This window comes from Sphingomonas sp. DG1-23, from assembly GCF_030730875.1.
In the GTDB taxonomy this organism is placed as follows: Bacteria; Pseudomonadota; Alphaproteobacteria; order Sphingomonadales; family Sphingomonadaceae; genus Sphingomonas.
This window is the reverse complement of sequence record NZ_JAVAMA010000002.1, coordinates 426,679-443,514: the sequence shown is the minus strand read 5'-3', so window position 1 is coordinate 443,514 and position 16,836 is coordinate 426,679. Positions and strand designations below refer to the sequence as shown.

Below are 16,836 nucleotides of genomic sequence, written 5' to 3'. Positions count from 1 at the left end.
CCCTTCCGCGGAGCGGGAGGGGTCGGGGGCAGGTCTAGAGCCACCGGCATCTGCGCGACGCGGGAACATCCTTGTCCCTCCCTTGCAGGGAGGGGAAAGTATCAGATATCCGCGTAGACATGGCGTTCGGCGCTGGCTCCCGGGTGCGTTACCGCACCCTTATAGGCAGGGCCGACGGTTCGGGAATAGCGCCAGAGCGCGCCCGCCTGGTAATCGTTGACGCGCGGCTGCCACTTTGCGCGGCGTTCGGCGAGCACGTCCTCGGGAACGTCGAGGTCGATTGTCCCTGCCTCCGCGTCGATGCGGATGGTGTCGCCATTCTCGACCAGTGCGATCGGGCCGCCCTCGGCCGCTTCGGGACCGACATGGCCGATGCAAAAGCCGCGGGTGGCGCCCGAGAAGCGTCCGTCGGTGATCAATGCGACCTTCTCGCCCATGCCGAGACCGTAGAGCGCCGCGGTGGTCGACAGCATCTCGCGCATGCCGGGGCCGCCCTTGGGTCCTTCGTAGCGGATGATGACGACTTCGCCCTCCTCGATCTTGCGATGCTCGACCGCTTCGAACGCATCCTCCTCGCAATCGAACACCCGAGCCGGGCCGGTGAACTGGAGCCGGTGCATGCCCGCGACCTTCACGATCGCGCCCTCGGGCGCCAGCGTGCCGCGCAGGCCGACGACGCCGCCGGTGGGCGAAAGCGGCGTCTTGACGTCATAGATGACCTTCTGGTCGGGGTTCCATGTGACCTGGTCGATGTTCTCGCCCAAGGTCTTGCCCGTCACCGTCTTGCAATTGCCGTCAAGGAAACCGCCGGCGAGCATCGTCTTCATCAGCATGTAGACGCCGCCGGCCTCGTGCATGTCCTTGGCGACATACTTACCACCGGGCTTGAGGTCGGCGATGTAAGGTGTTGATTTGAAAGCCTCTGCAACGTCGTGGAGGTCGAACTCGATCCCGGCTTCGCTCGCCATGGCTGGGAGGTGCAGCGCGGCGTTGGTCGAGCCGCCGGTGGCCGCGACGACGCGGGCGGCGTTGATAAACGCCTCGCGGGTGCAGATGTCGCGCGGGCGCAGGTTCATCTCGATCAGGTTCATCACCTGATGCCCCGCCGCGACCGCGATCTGCTCGCGCGACTGATAGGGCGCGGGCACCATGTTCGAATTGGGCAGCGACAGGCCGATCGCCTCGCCGACGCAGGCCATGGTATTGGCAGTGAACTGGCCGCCGCAGGCGCCGTGGCCGGGGCATGCGACCTTTTCGAGCGCTGTCAGCTCGTGGAGCGGGCAATTGCCCGCGGCGAACTTGCCCACCGCTTCGAACACGTCGACGACAGTGACGTCCTTGTCGTGGAACCGGCCGGGCAGGATCGACCCGCCATAGACGAAGATCGAGGGAACGTTGAGGCGAAGCATCGCCATCATCATGCCGGGAAGCGACTTGTCGCAACCGGCGAAGCCGACCAACGCGTCGTAGCAATGGCCGCGGACGCTGAGCTCGACCGAATCGGCGATCACTTCGCGACTGACCAGCGAGGACTTCATCCCCTGATGCCCCATCGCGATGCCATCGGTGACGGTGATCGTATTGAAGCGCCGGGGCATGCCGCCATTGGCGATCACGCCCTCGCGCGCGGCATCGGCCTGGAAATCGAGCGTGGTGTTGCACGGCGCGCTGTCATTGCCGGCGCTGGCCACCGCGACGAAGGGCTTGGCGATATCCTCTTCGGGGATGCCCATCGCATAATAATAGCTGCGATGCGGTGCGCGCTCGGGCCCGACCGAAACATGGCGGCTGGGCAGACGGGATTTGTCGAATCGGTTGGTCATGATGCGCAAGCCTATGTCGCGGTAGCCCCGTTTTGCGCAAGACTATTGCGCAAAGAATTTGCCAGTCCGACTAAAGTCCGGCTCCATTGCTCCACTCCTGCCGCGTCGCGAACAAGGTCGTTGCGTATTTCGATCGCGACCGAGGGGATGCCGTTGGCCTCGGCATGACGGTTGAGCGTGGCGTTGAGCAGGCGGCCCGAATAGGGCTCGTTGTCGCCGGTGACCAGGCCTTGGCTTCGGAAGAAGTCGATCGCGGGGCGCGCGGCGCGGGCATCGCGATTGTAGAGTATGCCGACCTGCCATGGCCGATCGGTGCCGCCATGTTCGAGGCACGGCGTGAAACTGTGGATCGACAGGATCAGCCTCGGCCGCTGGCTGCGCACGCGGCGCGCGAGCAGACGATGATAAGGCGCGTGAAAACGCGCGATCCGTGCGGCGCGGTCGACCGTGTCGTTTCCGGGGATCAGATGGCCGTCGCTGCGATGGGGGATCAGGCCGACATGGTCGGGCTCGCGATGGAGATCGACCACCAGCCGCGAGACCGTGGCGAGGATCGCCGGCGCGTCGAGACGCGCAGCAAGGCTGCGGGTCAGCGGCCCGGCGCCGATGTCGACGGCGATGTGGAGATCGAGCAGTTCAGCGGCTATCTGCAGGTCGATATCGGCCGGCACGGCGTTTGAGGCATGATCGCAAAGCAGCAGGATATCCTGCTGCTTTCCTTCGATGATCTCGGCGGGCGCGCTCATCGATACAGCGGCTTGCGGCGCTCGCGGAAGGCCGCGATGCCCTCGGCGAACTCGGCCCCGCCAAACGCGTCGTCGAACGCCTGATCGAGCCCCTTCCCACCCGTGATCGCGCGCTTGAGCAGCCGGACCGCTTGCGGCGCGTTGCCGGCGATCGCGGCGGCGAGCTCCGAAGCGGTGTCGATCGCCTTTCTGGAACGCAGCTCGACAAGCCCGATGCGCTTGGCTTCGTCCGGCGCCAGCCGGTCGCCGGTGAACAGCATCAGCGAAGCCATGCCCTTGCCCAGTTGCGCGACCAGCCGGGCGACGTCCGGCTCGGGATAGCCGAGCCCGAGCCGCGCGGGCGTGGTGGCGAACTCGGCGTGGTTGCCGGCGACGCGGATATCGGCGGCGAGAATCAATGCCACCGCGGCGCCGAAGCAGCCGCCGTCGATCGCGGCGATCACCGGCATCGGCAAGGCGGCGAGCGCCTCGATCGCTTCGCGCATGGCGGTGCGGAAGGCCGTGCGCAACGCCGGATCCTGCTGGAGCGCCTCGAACTCGCGGACATCAGCGCCGGCCGAGAAGATGCCGGGAACGTCGGATCTGAGGATCACCGCCCGGGCGTCGCCGACTTCGCGCGCGGCGGCGGCGAGCGCCTGCCATGCCGCGATCGGCAGCGCATTCCTGGCTTCGGGACGCGCCAGCGCGAGAGACGCGACCGGGCCGTCGCGGGTCAGGTGGATCATGGCCGCGCTCTGCCCGATCGCGCCGCTTCTGTCACGCTGGCGGTTGCGGCGGCGGGCATTGCCCGATAGCGCGCCCGGCATGACTCGCATCGTCGGCCATGTCGCGGCGCTCAACCGTTATCCCGTCAAGTCGATGGCGGGCGAGCGGCTGGGGATTGCCGAGGTCGACTGGCAGGGGATCGAGGGGGATCGCCAATATGCGTTCGTCCGCAAGGCCAATGGCACGCGCTTTCCGTGGCTGACCGCGCGCGAGGTGCCAGCGATGGCGCTCCACCGCGCCAGCTTCGCCGATCCGGGCGCGCCCAAGACCTCGGCGGTGCTGGTCGAGACACCCGACGGCGCGGCGGTACCGCTGCACGATCCGATGCTCCACGCCCATCTCGAGGCGGCGGCGGGGGAGCCGGTGGGGCTGCTCCAGGTCGCGCGCGGCATCTATGATTCGATGCCGATCTCGGTCGTCACCACGGCGAGCCACGCGCGGATCGAGGCGGCGCATGGCTGCGCACTCGATCCGCAGCGTTTCCGCGCCAATGTGATGATCGAAAGCGAATTGCCGGTGAATGATTGGCAGGGGCTGCGGCTCGCCTTCGGCAACGAGGCGGATGGCGCGATCGTGCAGATGGCCGATCCCATCCCGCGCTGCGTGCTGATCACCATCGATCCCGACACCGCCGCCAAGGACGTGGGGGTATTGCGGACGGTCGCCCGGCAGTTCGGCAATGCCTATGGCGTCTATGCGACGCCGGCGCGGCCGGGGCTGATCCGGGCGGGGGATCCGGTGCGGGTGGTCGACTGACGCCAGTTCGCGGCCCGGAAGTACCGGATCGGTTCAACTGCCCGCTGATCAGCGAGATGGAGCAGAAGGCTGAACGTCGAGCAAATGGAAGCTGGTGATCGCATGATGCACATCGCACATCCCGGCCACGAACATCAAAAGAGAGGCGATCCCCACCGATATCCCAATGGTGCGCATGGCGTTCGCAGATCTACTCCAGAAAACACTGGCACGCGAGGCATGCACATATGGAGGCTGGAATGAACACTTCTTCTTCTCGAGACTATTCCTGGTAGCGTATTGCGACAGATAGGACGCTCCCAAGGAACCCACACCGCAAACTATACCAATCGCGAACCAGACCAGGCTATCTGCTATCGATGTGATTTCCTTAATACCGAGCCGCCCCTGCCCGACCAACCCGCCAATGAAAGCGAGGACGGAAACAGCCGCCCCCGCGTTAACGATGACTGCGCTCCGGATCGTGACCTGGCCCGCCTGGACTGCCGTCTCATGCGCTTTCGCAACAAGCTGGTGATGCCGATCATGTTCTCGAATCGCGTCCTCGCTTGATGGCTCCGAAGGAGACGCTTCGATTTTCCGTTTCGGTCGGTGTCCAGGCACGGCCGCTCGCCTTCGATAGGCCCGCATCGGGCGGGCTTGACGGCGGCATCCTTTATCACCTGCACAATATCCGCAATCTCCCGATGCAGATCGCTCCCATGAGCGACGACCGCCGGGAGCAGCACGCAGCGTCCTGTCATGATTCGGACAAAACGATCGGCCGGCGCGAAGGGGCGCATCGACGCCGCCTGATCGCAACCCTCAGCCCAGCCCGTCGAGCGCCTTTTCCACCCCGTCCATGGTGAAGGGCTTGGACAGGATCGGGCGATCGCGCCACGGCTCGGCGATCGAATCGCCTGCCCCGCCGGTGGCGAGGATGAAGGGGATGCCAAGTTCGGCGAGCTTTGCGGCGATCGGCCAGCTCTGCTCGCCGCCGCGCAGATTGACGTCGAGGATCGCCGCCTCGACTCCCCCCGCCTCGATCCGCGCCAGCGCACCGGCGACGTCGTCGGCCGTTCCGGCGAGCTCCCGGTCGAGCGCGTCGAGAAAGTCCTCGAGCATCATCGCGATCAAGGGTTCATCCTCTACGATGAGGACACGGCGCAAGCTTGGCATGTTCGGCACTTTGCAGGAAATTCCGGCGCCGCCAAGAGATTATTTCGGCGCGAGAACGTCGCGGGTAGCTTCGGCAAGCTGTTGAACCGAAAAGGGTTTGGGCAGGAAGGCGACATTGCCGAGATCGATCGACCTGCGCAGCTGCTCCTCGGCATAGCCCGACATGAACAGGATCGGCAGATCGGGATAGCGCGCGCGGACCTGCCGCGCCATGGTCGGGCCGTCCATCGACGGCATCACCACGTCGCTGATCAGCAAATCGGGGCGCTCCATGGTCTCGAGCGTCTCGAGCGCCGCCTCGCCATTTTCGGCGGTGACGACGGTATAGCCCTGCCGGGTGAGCGCACGCTCGGCGACGGCGCGGACCATGTCCTCGTCCTCGACCAGCAGGATCGTCCCCGAACCCCACAGGTCGATCTGCTTGGGCTTGGCCGGCACCTTGGCGACCACGGCCTCGGGCGCACTGTGCACCGGCAAATAGATGGTGAATTCGGCGCCGCCATCGGGGATGTTGTCGGCGAAGATGAACCCGCCCGATTGCTTGATGATGCCGTAGACGGTCGACAGGCCGAGCCCGGTGCCCTTGCCGACTTCCTTGGTGGTGAAGAACGGCTCCCAGATCTTGCCGAGAATGTCGGGCGGGATGCCCGTCCCCGTGTCGGTGATGCGCAGCGCGGTATAGTCGCCGACCGGCAGAACGTCGTCGTCCATCTGCCGGACCTCGGCCGCGGCGACGCAGGCAGTGGCGATGGTCAGGGTGCCGCCGCCGCTCGGGTTGGCCGATAGCATCGCGTCACGGGCATTGACCGCGAGATTGACCACGACCTGCTCAAGCTGGCCCGGATCGGCGCGGACCGGGCCGAGATTGCGGCCATGCTTGACCTCGAGCCGGACGGTCTCGCCGAGCAGGCGCTTGAGCAGGTTCGACACCTCCGAGATGACGTCGGGGAGCTGGAGCACTTGCGGTCGGAGAGTCTGCTGACGCGAGAATGCGAGCAATTGCCGGGTCAGCGAGGCGGCGCGGTTCGAATTGGCGCGGATCTGCTGGATGTCGTCATAGTCGCTGTCGCCGGGCGAATGGCGCATCAGCATCAGATCGCAATGGCCGATGATCGCGGTGAGGATGTTGTTGAAGTCGTGCGCGACGCCGCCCGCGAGCTGGCCGACGGCCTGCATCTTGGTGGCCTGGGCGATCTGCCGCTTGAGCTTGCCCTCCTCGCCCGAATCCTTGAGGCTGATCAGCACTGCCGCGTCGCCGAGCCCGCGCGCGCCGGCGATGGTGAGCGCGACCGGCTCCTCGGGCGCGTCGTTGAAGCGCACCGTCATCTCGGCAGATTGCGCGGCGCCGCCGGCGAAACGGCGGACGGCATCGGCAAGTGCGGCCTTGTCCTCGCGCACCACCAGATCGATCGGATAAAGCGGCGGCGCAGCGGCGTTGATCCGCGCGGCGCGAACGAACGCGTCGTTCATGCTGACGAAGCGGCCGTCGCGATCGACCAAAGCGAGCCCCGATGGCAGCATCGCGATCAGCGAGCGGACATGCGCCGAGGCGCTCGCCCCGATCGCCGGCGCCGGCAGTGCCATATTGTCCTCGTCGAGCAAAGCGACCAGCATCGGTGCCTCGTCGCCGTCGAGGAACGGGATCTGGAGCACCCGCAGCGGATTGCCCTCGAGCCCCTCGCGCTCGAAGCGGACCAGCCCCGCGGAATCGGTGATCAGGAAGCGGGTGAAGTCGCGGCCCTCGGCGGGCGCGTCGGGCGCGCCCATCGCGCGCGCCTTGAACACCCGATTGGCCGAGCGGACCCGGCCTTCGGGAGTGACCATCACCGCCATGATCCCCGCCGCGGCGAGCCGATCGCCGGTATGGCCATGAATCAGCGCTTCGACCTGGGTGGCGAGATCGAGCGCCTGCACGCCGACGAAGCGCCACACCAGCGATTCGTCGCCGACCCGCTCGACCCGGGCGGAGACGGGCGCGCCGTAAACCTGAATATTGTCGACATGCGCCTCGCCGTCGCGCCACGCCGTGCGCGCGGCGACGCCCAATGCCTCTACCGCGGAGTCGCTGACCGGCAGGCTGGGCGGAGTCGGCCAGCCGGCGAACAGCATCTCGTAGCGGGCATTGGCGCAGACCATGCGGCCGGCGCGGTCGGTGACGGCAAGCGCGTCCTCCGATGCGGCGGCGAGCGCCTGCGCCACCGACCAGTCGGTGTAAGTCTCGACCTGCGCCTCGCGATGGAGCATCCGGCGCGCACCGAGCAACACGCCCGCCGCCAGCAGGCTCGCGGCGACGAAGCCGATCGCGACGACGCGATCGTTGAGCGTGATCAGGATGAGCGCGGCCGCGGTCAAACCGGCAGCGACCGCAGCGACCAACGGCAGCAGGCGGCGCGGAGCAGGTGCAGGAGTCGGCAAGGTCGCCATCGGGTTAGCGATGTTCGCTGCGGCCGGGCGGGTCAAGTATTCCCTCTCCCGTCGGGAGAGCGAGGGAGCCGCGAAGCGGCGGAAGGCTGAGGGTTGAACCGCCCTCAGCCTTCCCACTCGCTTGGCGAGCGGGCCCTTCCCGCTCCCAAAGGGAGCGGAAGACGGGAATCACCAGATCCGGACGCGTTGCTCGGGGGTCAGGAACAATTTGTTGCCCGGGGCCGGCGCGAAGGCCGAATACCAGGGATCGAGGTTGCGCACGACCCAGGCGCGCTGCTGCGACGGGCTGTGCGGATCGGTGAGCAGACGTTGGCGCAGATTGGCCTCGCGGTAGTTGCGCCGCCAGACCTGTGCCCAGCCGAGATAGAAACGCTGATCGCCCGAGGTGCCGTCGATCACCGGCGCGCCCTCGCCGCCCAGCGAATGCTTGTAGGCGTCATAAGCCACGGTGAGGCCGGCCAGATCGGCGACATTCTCGCCGAGCGTGAGCGCGCCCTTCACGTGCATCCCCGGCAGCGGCTCGTACTGGTCGTATTGCGCGGAAAGCGCGTCGGTGCGCGCCTTGAATGCGGCGACATCGGCCGGCGTCCACCAATCGGTGAGGCGGCCCTCGGCATTGTACTTGGCGCCCTGATCATCGAAATGGTGGCTTAGCTCGTGGCCGATCACCGCTCCGATGCCGCCATAATTGACCGCGGGATCGGCGTTGGGATCGAAGAAAGGCGGCTGCAGGATCGCCGCGGGGAAGACGATCTCGACCATGCCGAAATTGGCATAGGCATTCACTTCCATCGGCGTCATGCCCCATTCCCAGCGCCGGATCGGCGAACCGAGCTTCGAGACCTCGTCGTCATGCGCCCAATTATTGGCGCGGACATTGTTGCCGTACGCGTCGCCGGCGGTGATCTGCAGGTTCGAATAATCGTGCCAGCGATCGGGATAGCCGATCTTGGGGGTGAAGGCGGCGAGCTTGGCATGTGCCTTGACCTTGGTCTCGGGCGCCATCCAGTCGAGCTGATCGATGCGGCGATCCATCGCGGCGATGACGTTCTTGACCAATGCGTCGGCCGCGGCCTTGGTGGCCGGCGGGAAATATTTGGCGACATAGGCCTGGCTGACCTCGTCCGACACGGCACCGGTGGTGAACTCGACTGCGCGCTTCCAGCGGACCTGCTGCTCGGGCGTGCCCGACAGCGTGGTGCCGTAGAATGCGAACTGTTCCTTGTCGAAGCCGGACGGCAGCACGTCGGCGAAATTGTCGAGGCTGCGGACGAGCAACTGATCCTTGAGAACGGCGAGCGGCGTGGCCTGGACCTGCCTGGCGATCGCCGTCACGGCGCTGGGCTGCGCGACGATCACACTGTCGACCGACGCGCCGATGCCGGCGAAATAGCCCTTGAAATCGAAGCCCGGCGCCTTCCGCACGAGCTGGGCGACGGTCATCTTGTTGTAGGTCTTGTTGGCATCGCGGCTCTCGACGCGGGTCCAGTGCGCCTGCGCGATCCGCGTCTCAAGCGCGAGGATCGCCTTGGCGCGCGCGGCGGCATTGGGTTCGTGCGCCAAGGTCAGGACGTTGGCGAGATGCTTCTCATAGGCACCCCGCGTCTCGACGAGCTTGGCGTCCTTCGAGAGATAATAATCGCGGTCGGGCATGCCGAGCCCGCCCTGCGCGAGGCTGAGCGCATAGACCTCGGGATTCTTGTCGTCCTGGCCGATATAGCTGCCGAACAGGCCCTGCACGCCGTTGCGATCGGCCTGCGCGTACAATGAAGCGAGGCCCGATTTGGCCTTCACGCTCTTGATCTGGTCGAGCCAGGGCTGAATCGGCGCAAGGCCCTTGGCGTCGATCGCCGCAGTGTCGAGATAGGTGGCATAGGCGACGCCGATCTTCGAATTGGGATCGGCCTTGGCCGCTTCGAGGATTTCCTGCGTGCGCTGCTTCGACAGATCGTCGATCACGTTGAACGCGCCGAAATTCGACTTGTCCGACGGGATCGGGGTGGTCCGCGCCCAGATGCCGTTGGCATAGCCGTAGAAATCGTCGCCGGGGGCGATCGACTTGTCCATGCCGGCCTCGTCGAAGCCGTAATTGCCGAGCTGCGGGCGCGGCGCCGTCGCGGGCGCGACCGGGCCGACAGCGGCCTGCGACACGGTGGCGGTCTGGGCGGCTACAGCCTCGGGCGGCGGCGTGTCAGCGCGGGTGCAGCCGGCGAGCAGCGCCGGCGCGGCGAGGAAGGTAGTGGCAAGAAGCGGAAGACGCATGGAGCGGCCCTTCGAAAAGAGAAAGGCGCTGTCTTACGCCGCTGCTACGCCGCGTCAATCTGCCGCGCTGCGCGCTCGGTTGAGCGCTTGCGCCATTTGCGCGTGATCCAAAGACGCCAGCCGAACGCCGCCACGACATAGCCGAGAATGCCGCCGATGACGGCGCACATCGCCATGCCGACTGCGGTGGGCAGGCCGACATCCGCCGCGAGCCAGTGCAGCCAGCCGGCATCGGCGACTGCGGTCCTGGCCTGCGCCGCGCTGGTGCCGCTCAGATGCAGCGTCCAATTGCCGAGCTTGTAGTAGAGAATGAACAGGAACGGCGTGGTGAACGGATTGGTGAAGAAGGTGGTCAAGGCGGCCGCGGGCACGTTCGCGCGCAACGGCAGCGCGAGCACCGCCGATGCCGGGATCTGGCCCATCGGAATCAGGATGCCGGTGAACATGCCGAGCGCGACGCCGCGCGGCACCGAGCGCCGCGTCATCCGCCACAGCGACGAATGCAGGATGCGGTGCGCGATCGGGCGCAGCCAGCGGTTCGATTCGAAGCTCTCGCGCGTCGGCAAATTGCGATCGACCCAGGCGCGGAAGCGTGCGCCGAACCCGTCAGCCACGGTCGCGGAGGATCCGGCCTTGCTCGCGCTTCCAGTCGCGTTCCTTGATCGACTCGCGCTTGTCATGCGTCTTCTTGCCCTTCGCGAGCGCCAGCTCGACCTTGGCGCGCCCGCGCCCGTTGAAATAGATCGAGAGCGGGACGAGCGTCATACCCTCGCGCGCCACGGCTCCGTGCAGCTTGTTTATTTCACGCTCGTGAAGGAGCAATTTACGCGGGCGCTTGGGCTCGTGATTATAGCGATTGCCATGGCTGAATTCGGGGATGTTGGCGTTGACCAGCCACACCCCGTTTTCCTTCACTTCGGCATAGGCCTCGGCGATCGAGCCCTCGCCGAAGCGCAGCGACTTCACTTCGGTGCCGGTCAGGGCAAGCCCGGCCTCGTAGACCGTCTCGATGAAATATTCGTACCGCGCGCGCCGGTTCTCGGCGACGGTCTTCACTTTCTCGAAGGTGGCGGGGCGAGGACGGGCCATGGGATGTGGGCATGTAGGGGGGCGGCGCGCCGAAGGGAAGCCGATCGTCCCGGTCGGCAAAAGAAAAGGCCCGGCATTGCGGCCGGGCCTTTCATTCCCCTCCCTACCGGGGAGGGGTTAGGGGGTGGGTTACGGCGAGCGGGGCTCGATGCCCTGCTCGCCGCTTCAATGCCGGGTGATGAGTCCTCAGAGCGCGCAGACGCGCGCACCCACCCCGGGCCCTCCCTGCGAGCAGGGAGGGGCGCTCTTCAGATCAACGCATCCGCGTGCTGAACGAGACGCCGATGATCCGCGGATCGTTGAACACCGCGGCCATATAGTTCTCGATCACGCCCTTGAGGTTCTTCTCGTTGGTGATGTTGCGGGCGAACGCAGCGATTTCCCAATCGCCGTCGCCGCCTTCATAGCCGATCTTGAGACCGCCTTCGAAGTTGCCGTCCGAAGTGAACTCTTTGGTGTCGTACAGCACGAAGCTGGTGAAGCCCTGCAGGTTCCAGTCGGTCGAGACGAAGAACTTGCCGTCATCGCCCGTCGGGATGTCGTAGCGCGCCGCGACGTTGAGATTGTATTCGGGCGCGTTGGGCAGGCGATTGCCGTCGATCCGGGCGAAGGTGCCGCGGCCGGGGATGACCACGGTCGGATCGTCGACGGTGCAGACGATCGTCCCACCGAGCACACAGACCTGCGCGAGCGCGGCCTGATCGTCGATCTCGGTGTGGAGCCAGCTGCCGCCCAGCGAGAGCGCGAGATTCTGCACCGGATGCACGTCGAGCTCGGCCTCGACACCATAGGCCTTGGCCTTGTCGGCATTGAGCAGCACGCCGTTGCCGTTCACGTCATTGGCGTTCAACTGGATGTCGTCGACCGTGTAATAGAAGCCGCTCAGATTGAAGCGCACGCGATTGTCGAGCAATGCGCCCTTCACGCCGGCCTCCCACGACAGGATCGTCTCCGAATCCGCCGTAGTGAAGTCCGAGTTGAACACCGCCGAGCGGCCCTGGATCGTCGGACCGCGGAAGCCGCTGGCGACGCGGGCATAGACGCTGACATCGTCGCTAAGCTTGTAGAGCGCGCTGACGTCCCAGCTTTCCCTGGTGTCCTCGAGCTCGACGAAGCGGCGGCCGGCATAGGTCACCGCGCCGGTGCCGGTGTCGGCGGTCTTGAGCAGGCGGGTCGACTTGCTGTCGTTGGTGATGCGCGCGCCGGCGGTGAGCGTGAGGTTCGGGATCAACTCGTAGCTGGCCTGGCCGAACGCCGCCCACGACGTGTTGACGTTGCGCAGCCGCACCCAGTTGTTGGGATTGTTGCTGTTGGGATCGGCGGGGTCGAACGGCGCCGAGAGGAACACGCGGCGCTGGTAGAAATCGGTGATGTCGCGCGAGTCGAAATAATAGCCGCCGAACTGCCAGTTAAACTTGCCGGTGCCGGGGCTGGCGATGCGCAGCTCCTGGCTGAACTGGTCGAGATCGCGGACATTGCCCTGCGACTGGCCGTAGAATGCCGGGCCGGCGAACAGGGTCGCTGCGCCGCCATCGGTGTCGCCGCGGCTGTAACCCGAGGTGGTTTCCCAGGCCGAGATCGAGGTGAGCACCGCGCCGCCCAGATCGTAGCTCGCGCGCAGCGACGCACCATAGGTGTCGTACGCCTGCGGATTGTCCATCGCCTCGTCATAGGCGACGCGGTCGCGCGGTTCGTTCTCGACGCTGTTCGAGCCCTTCACCAGCGCGCCGCGGTGGAACAGGGTCGAGCTGCCCTTGTACCAGCGGCCATGCCCGGAAAGGTCGAAGGTCAGGCGATCGGTCGGCGTGAAGCGGAGCTGGAGTCGCAGGTTGCGGTCGTCGAAACCGCCCATCGCGTTGAAGCTGCCGCGGGTGCCGTCGAAGCTCGGGCCGGTATAGCTGTTGTCGACCCAGTCGTCGCGGTGCTGATAGAGGCCGGAAACGCGGAACGACAGCACGTCGTCGACGATCGGACCGCCGAAGCCGGCGTCGATGTTGGAGCTGCCATATTCGCCGACCGACAATGCGGCGCGGCCCTGAAAGGTCTGGCTCGGGCGGATCGTGTCGAACTTGACGATGCCGGCGGTGGTGTTGCGACCGAACAGCGAGCCCTGCGGGCCGCGCAGCACTTCGACGCGGTCGAGATCGTAGACCGGGTTCGACTTGAGCACGACATGCTCGAGCACGACATCGTCCTGGATGATCGACACCGGCTGCGACGCGCCGAGATAGAAATCTATATTGCCGAGGCCGCGGATGTAATAGCGCGGGAAGATGCGGCCGGTGGTCGTCTCGGCATAGAGGCCGGGGACGCGGCCGGCGAGCGCGAGCGTGTCGTCGCCCGCGGCCTGGAAGTCGCGAAGCGAATCGCCCTGCAGCACGGCGACCGAGACCGGCACGTCGATGAGGCGCTCTTCGCGGCGTTGCGCGGTGACGACGATGTCGCCGGCATCAGCCTGGGCGTCGACTGCGGCCTCGGTGTCCTGAGCAAAAGCGGTGCCGGCGTAGAGCAAGGCGGCGATGGCCGCGCTCGAACGAAGGACGCGGCGGACAGATACGAATTTCATCGGTTCCCCAATCTTGTTCTGGTTCGCGGACGCACGCAGCCGTCGCCCGGCGCAGAATGCGCGCGGGACGGCCGGGGTTCGCGAAAGGGCTGTTTTCCCTGAGCGCGCCGCTAGGCGCGGATTGTGATGGGATTGTGACGAATGCTTGCGCTTTTCCGCGGCGCAAGATGCAGCATTTGCAAGCGGTCGCTAGATCAGCCCGGCATGCGCCAAAGCAGCGTCGACCGCGGCGCGGCTCGCCTCGCCGGCTTCGGTCATCGGCAGACGCAGCTCGCCGGGGAAGCCGGGGCGGACCTTGCCCAGCGCATATTTGACCGGGCCGGGCGAGGCATCGGTGAACATCGCGATATGGAGCGGATAGAGCCGGTCGTGGAGTTCGAGCGCGCGGGCGGTGTCGCCCGCGGCCCAGGCAGCCTGGAAGTCGGCGCACAGCCGCGGCGCGACATTGGCGCTGACCGAGATGCAGCCGGTGCCGCCCATCGCGTTGAAGGCCAATGCGGTCTCGTCATTGCCCGAGAGCTGGATGAAATCGGGCCCGCAGCCGGCGCGCTGCTCGGACACCCGGCCGAGCTGGCCGGTCGCGTCCTTGACCCCGAGGAAGCGGCTGCCGAACGCCGCGACGATCCGCGCCATCGTCGCCGGCTGGATGTCGGTGACCGTCCGGCCGGGAACGTTATAGAGGATAATCGGCAAATCGGTGGCGTTGGCGACGGCCTCGAAATGGCGGAAGATGCCTTCCTGGCTCGGGCGGTTGTAATAAGGCGGCACCATCAGCACCGCGTCGGCGCCCGACTGCTTCGCGGCATGGACGTTGGCGATCGCCACCTGGGTGTCGTTCGAGCCCGCCCCGGCCAGCACCGGCACTCTGCCCTTGGCCTGATCGGCGCAGATGCGGACGATCTCGAAATGCTCGTCCTTGGTCAGCGTCGCCGCCTCGCCGGTGGTGCCGCACGGAACCAGAGCCGCCGAACCTTCGGCAATCTGCCATTCAACAAGGTCCCGGTAATCTTGCTCTGCAAAACTGCCGTTACGGAACGGCGTGACCAATGCAGGAATCGACCCGGAGAACATGGCGTGAAAATCTTCCTCATTTCCCGAGATCGGGACTGGCAGATAGGCGGCGAGTCCGTATGATGTCCAGCATGCTCGGGACGGTTATCAAGAGCGCTGTATTGCTCGCTGGGGTGTCGGGGGTCGCGGTTTCGTCGCAGCTCACGCAGGAACAAATCCGATCGGCCGCGGGGGCGCTGCAGAATGCAGTCGCACCGGTTTCGCCGGCTTATGCGCAGGCCGATCCGCTCGCGCCGGCGCTCGCCGAATGGAAGCGGCTCCAGCAGTCCGACAATTGGCCCTTTTCCGACTATGCCAATTTCATGCTCGCGCATCCCGGCTGGCCAGGCGAGACCGGCCGGCGCGCCGCGGCCGAGACGGTGCTCGACAGCGGCAGCTGGGCACCGGGGCTGGTGGTGCGCTTCTTCGATCGCTTTCCGCCGCTGACGCCCGCCGGGCATGTCCGCTTCGCCGAGGCGCTCGCCGCTTCCGGCCGGCGCGCCGATGCCGACGAACAGGCGCGCAAGGCGTGGCGCGCGGGGACGATGCGCGCGTCGGACGAGAGCAAGCTGATGGCTTCGTTTCTGTCGGCGCTGGCGCCGGCGGACCACGATGCCCGGGCGGACATGCTGTTGTGGAAGGGCGCGACCAGCGCGGCGCAGCGCCAGCTCGGCTTCGTCTCACCGTCGAAGCGCGCGATCTTCGAGGCGCGGATCGCGTTTCGCGCCAAGGCGGCCGACGCCGCGCTCAAGGGCGCGAACGCGATGGATATCGGCCGCAACGATCCCGGTTACATCGCCGATCGTGCGCGTTGGCTGCGCGACAGCGGCCAGAGTCCGGCGATGCGCGCCTATCTGGCGCAGCGGCCGCGGCTGACTTCGTATCCGGGCGATGCCGAGGCGTGGTACGAAGTGCTGCTGATGGCAGCGCGCGGCGCCTCGGCCGACGGACAGCACAGCCTCGCCTATCAGATCGCCGCCCAGGTCGACGACGCCTTCCCGTCAACCACGGTCATTGCCGAACTGCCGCTGGGCGAGCGCGACGATTATACCAGCCTGACCTGGCTGGCGGGCACCACGGCCTATTACAATCTCGCCCGCCCCCGCGACGCAATGGGCATGTTCGAGCGCTATTCGAGGGGCTCGAAGACCCCGACCACCCAGTCCAAGGGCCTGTACTGGGCGGGGCGCGCCGCCGAGGCGGCGGGCGATCAGGTCGCCGCGCAGGACTATTTCGCGCGCGCCGCGGGCTTCGCCGATCTCTATTACGGCCAGCTCGCCGCCGAACGGCTGGGGCGCCCGCTCAAAGGGCCGCCGCCGCTCGACACCCGTGTCGCCGACATTGCGGCCCGCGATGCCTTTTACCGGCGCGAGACGGTACGCGCGGTCCAGCTGCTCGGGACGACCGGCGACCGCGTCTCGCAAGGCATGTTCATTCGCCAGATCGCGCGCGACGCCACGTCCGACAGCGACCATGTCCTCGCCGCCGAGCTCAGCCGCACGATCGGCCGGCCCGACCTGGGGGTGATGGTCGGGCGCAGCGCGCTGGAGAACGGACTGTCGGACTATACCGCGGCGGGCTTCCCCTCGGTGAAGGTCCCCGAGACGCAGCGCGATTACTGGACGATCATCCACGCGATCGCGCGGCAGGAGAGCCAGTTCGATCGCGCGGCAGTGAGCCATGCCGGCGCGCGCGGGCTGATGCAGCTGATGCCGGGCACCGCCGCCGAGACCGCGGGCAAATTGGGGCTGAGCTACAACCGCGAGTCGCTGACCACCGATACCGACTACAACATCAAGCTCGGCTCGAGCTATTTCCAGCGCGTCTACAACCTCTATGGCAGCTATCCGCTGGCGGTGGCGGCGTACAATGCCGGGCCGGGCAATGTGAATAAATGGATCCGCGCGAACGGCGATCCCCGGCTGCCGGGGGGCGACATGGTCAAATGGATCGAGCAGATCCCGATCTTCGAGACCAAGAACTACGTCCAGCGCGTGCTCGAGAACGCCGTGGTCTATGATCTGCTGAACCCGCAATTCGCGCGCTCGCGCGGACCTTCGAACATGAGCTGGTATCTGGGCAAGAACCGGCCGGGTTAGCCGCACATCAAGCGGTCACCCCGGCCCTGTGCCGGGGTCCACTGCGCCGCAAACGATCAGCCTGAGGTTCAATGTGCGCCTCAAGCCGCATAGCGGAC

General features: G+C 66.5%; 12 protein-coding genes. 2 read left to right on the top strand and 10 right to left on the bottom strand.

Annotation, left to right across the window (positions count from 1 at the left end; genetic code table 11):
- Positions 1-101 precede the first annotated feature (101 nt).
- Genes ilvD through Q9Q95_RS05115 form a run of 3 tightly spaced genes read right to left on the bottom strand, consistent with a single transcriptional unit; the run spans position 102 to position 3,375 of the window.
- Positions 102-1,823, bottom strand: a complete 1,722-nt coding sequence (ilvD, locus tag Q9Q95_RS05125; RefSeq protein WP_306094548.1) for a dihydroxy-acid dehydratase — start codon at positions 1,821-1,823, stop codon at positions 102-104.
- 11 nt (positions 1,824-1,834) lie between these two features.
- Positions 1,835-2,569 carry an N-formylglutamate amidohydrolase gene (locus tag Q9Q95_RS05120; protein WP_306094546.1) on the bottom strand — a complete coding sequence of 245 codons (735 nt, stop codon included), beginning with the start codon at positions 2,567-2,569 and terminating at the stop codon, positions 1,835-1,837.
- Positions 2,566-3,375 (bottom strand): enoyl-CoA hydratase/isomerase family protein, encoded by an 810-nt coding sequence (locus Q9Q95_RS05115; RefSeq protein WP_306094544.1) that lies wholly within the window; start codon positions 3,373-3,375, stop codon positions 2,566-2,568. Before Q9Q95_RS05115 ends, Q9Q95_RS05120 begins: the two co-directional genes overlap by 4 nt.
- Between Q9Q95_RS05115 and Q9Q95_RS05110 the strand changes: the two genes are divergently transcribed.
- Positions 3,374-4,090, top strand: a complete 717-nt coding sequence (locus Q9Q95_RS05110; RefSeq protein ID WP_306094542.1) for an MOSC domain-containing protein — start codon at positions 3,374-3,376, stop codon at positions 4,088-4,090. The genes Q9Q95_RS05115 and Q9Q95_RS05110 overlap by 2 nt on opposite strands.
- An 804-nt stretch (positions 4,091-4,894) precedes the next feature.
- Here Q9Q95_RS05110 and Q9Q95_RS05105 read toward each other — a convergent pair.
- From Q9Q95_RS05105 to dapA, 7 genes are all read right to left on the bottom strand, one after another.
- Entirely contained in the window at positions 4,895-5,248 is a 354-nt protein-coding gene (locus tag Q9Q95_RS05105) for a response regulator (RefSeq protein ID WP_306094541.1), read from the bottom strand.
- A gap of 39 nt (positions 5,249-5,287) precedes the next feature.
- The gene (locus tag Q9Q95_RS05100; protein ID WP_306094695.1) at positions 5,288-7,672 is read right to left on the bottom strand and encodes a response regulator; all 2,385 of its coding nucleotides are present in this window, start codon (positions 7,670-7,672) and stop codon (positions 5,288-5,290) included.
- Positions 7,673-7,840: 168 nt separating this feature from the next.
- Positions 7,841-9,934 (bottom strand): M13 family metallopeptidase, encoded by a 2,094-nt coding sequence (locus tag Q9Q95_RS05095; protein ID WP_306094538.1) that lies wholly within the window; start codon positions 9,932-9,934, stop codon positions 7,841-7,843.
- 44 nt (positions 9,935-9,978) lie between these two features.
- Positions 9,979-10,548, bottom strand: a complete 570-nt coding sequence (locus Q9Q95_RS05090) for a DUF2062 domain-containing protein (RefSeq protein WP_306094536.1) — start codon at positions 10,546-10,548, stop codon at positions 9,979-9,981.
- Positions 10,541-11,023: an SsrA-binding protein SmpB gene (gene smpB / locus Q9Q95_RS05085; RefSeq protein WP_306094534.1), complete on the bottom strand. Its 483-nt coding sequence runs from the start codon at positions 11,021-11,023 to the stop codon at positions 10,541-10,543. Before smpB ends, Q9Q95_RS05090 begins: the two co-directional genes overlap by 8 nt.
- 253 nt (positions 11,024-11,276) lie before the next feature.
- On the bottom strand, positions 11,277-13,589 hold the full coding sequence (locus tag Q9Q95_RS05080; protein WP_306094532.1) for a TonB-dependent receptor: 2,313 nt from the start codon (positions 13,587-13,589) through the stop codon (positions 11,277-11,279).
- A gap of 189 nt (positions 13,590-13,778) precedes the next feature.
- Positions 13,779-14,660, bottom strand: coding sequence for a 4-hydroxy-tetrahydrodipicolinate synthase (gene dapA / locus Q9Q95_RS05075; RefSeq protein WP_306094530.1), 882 nt, complete (start codon positions 14,658-14,660; stop codon positions 13,779-13,781).
- A gap of 71 nt (positions 14,661-14,731) precedes the next feature.
- Here dapA and Q9Q95_RS05070 point away from each other — a divergent pair, with 71 nt between their 5' ends.
- A complete protein-coding gene (locus Q9Q95_RS05070) occupies positions 14,732-16,738 on the top strand; it encodes a lytic transglycosylase domain-containing protein (RefSeq protein WP_306094529.1) in 2,007 nt (668 codons plus the stop codon).
- The last annotated feature ends 98 nt before the right edge of the window (positions 16,739-16,836 follow it).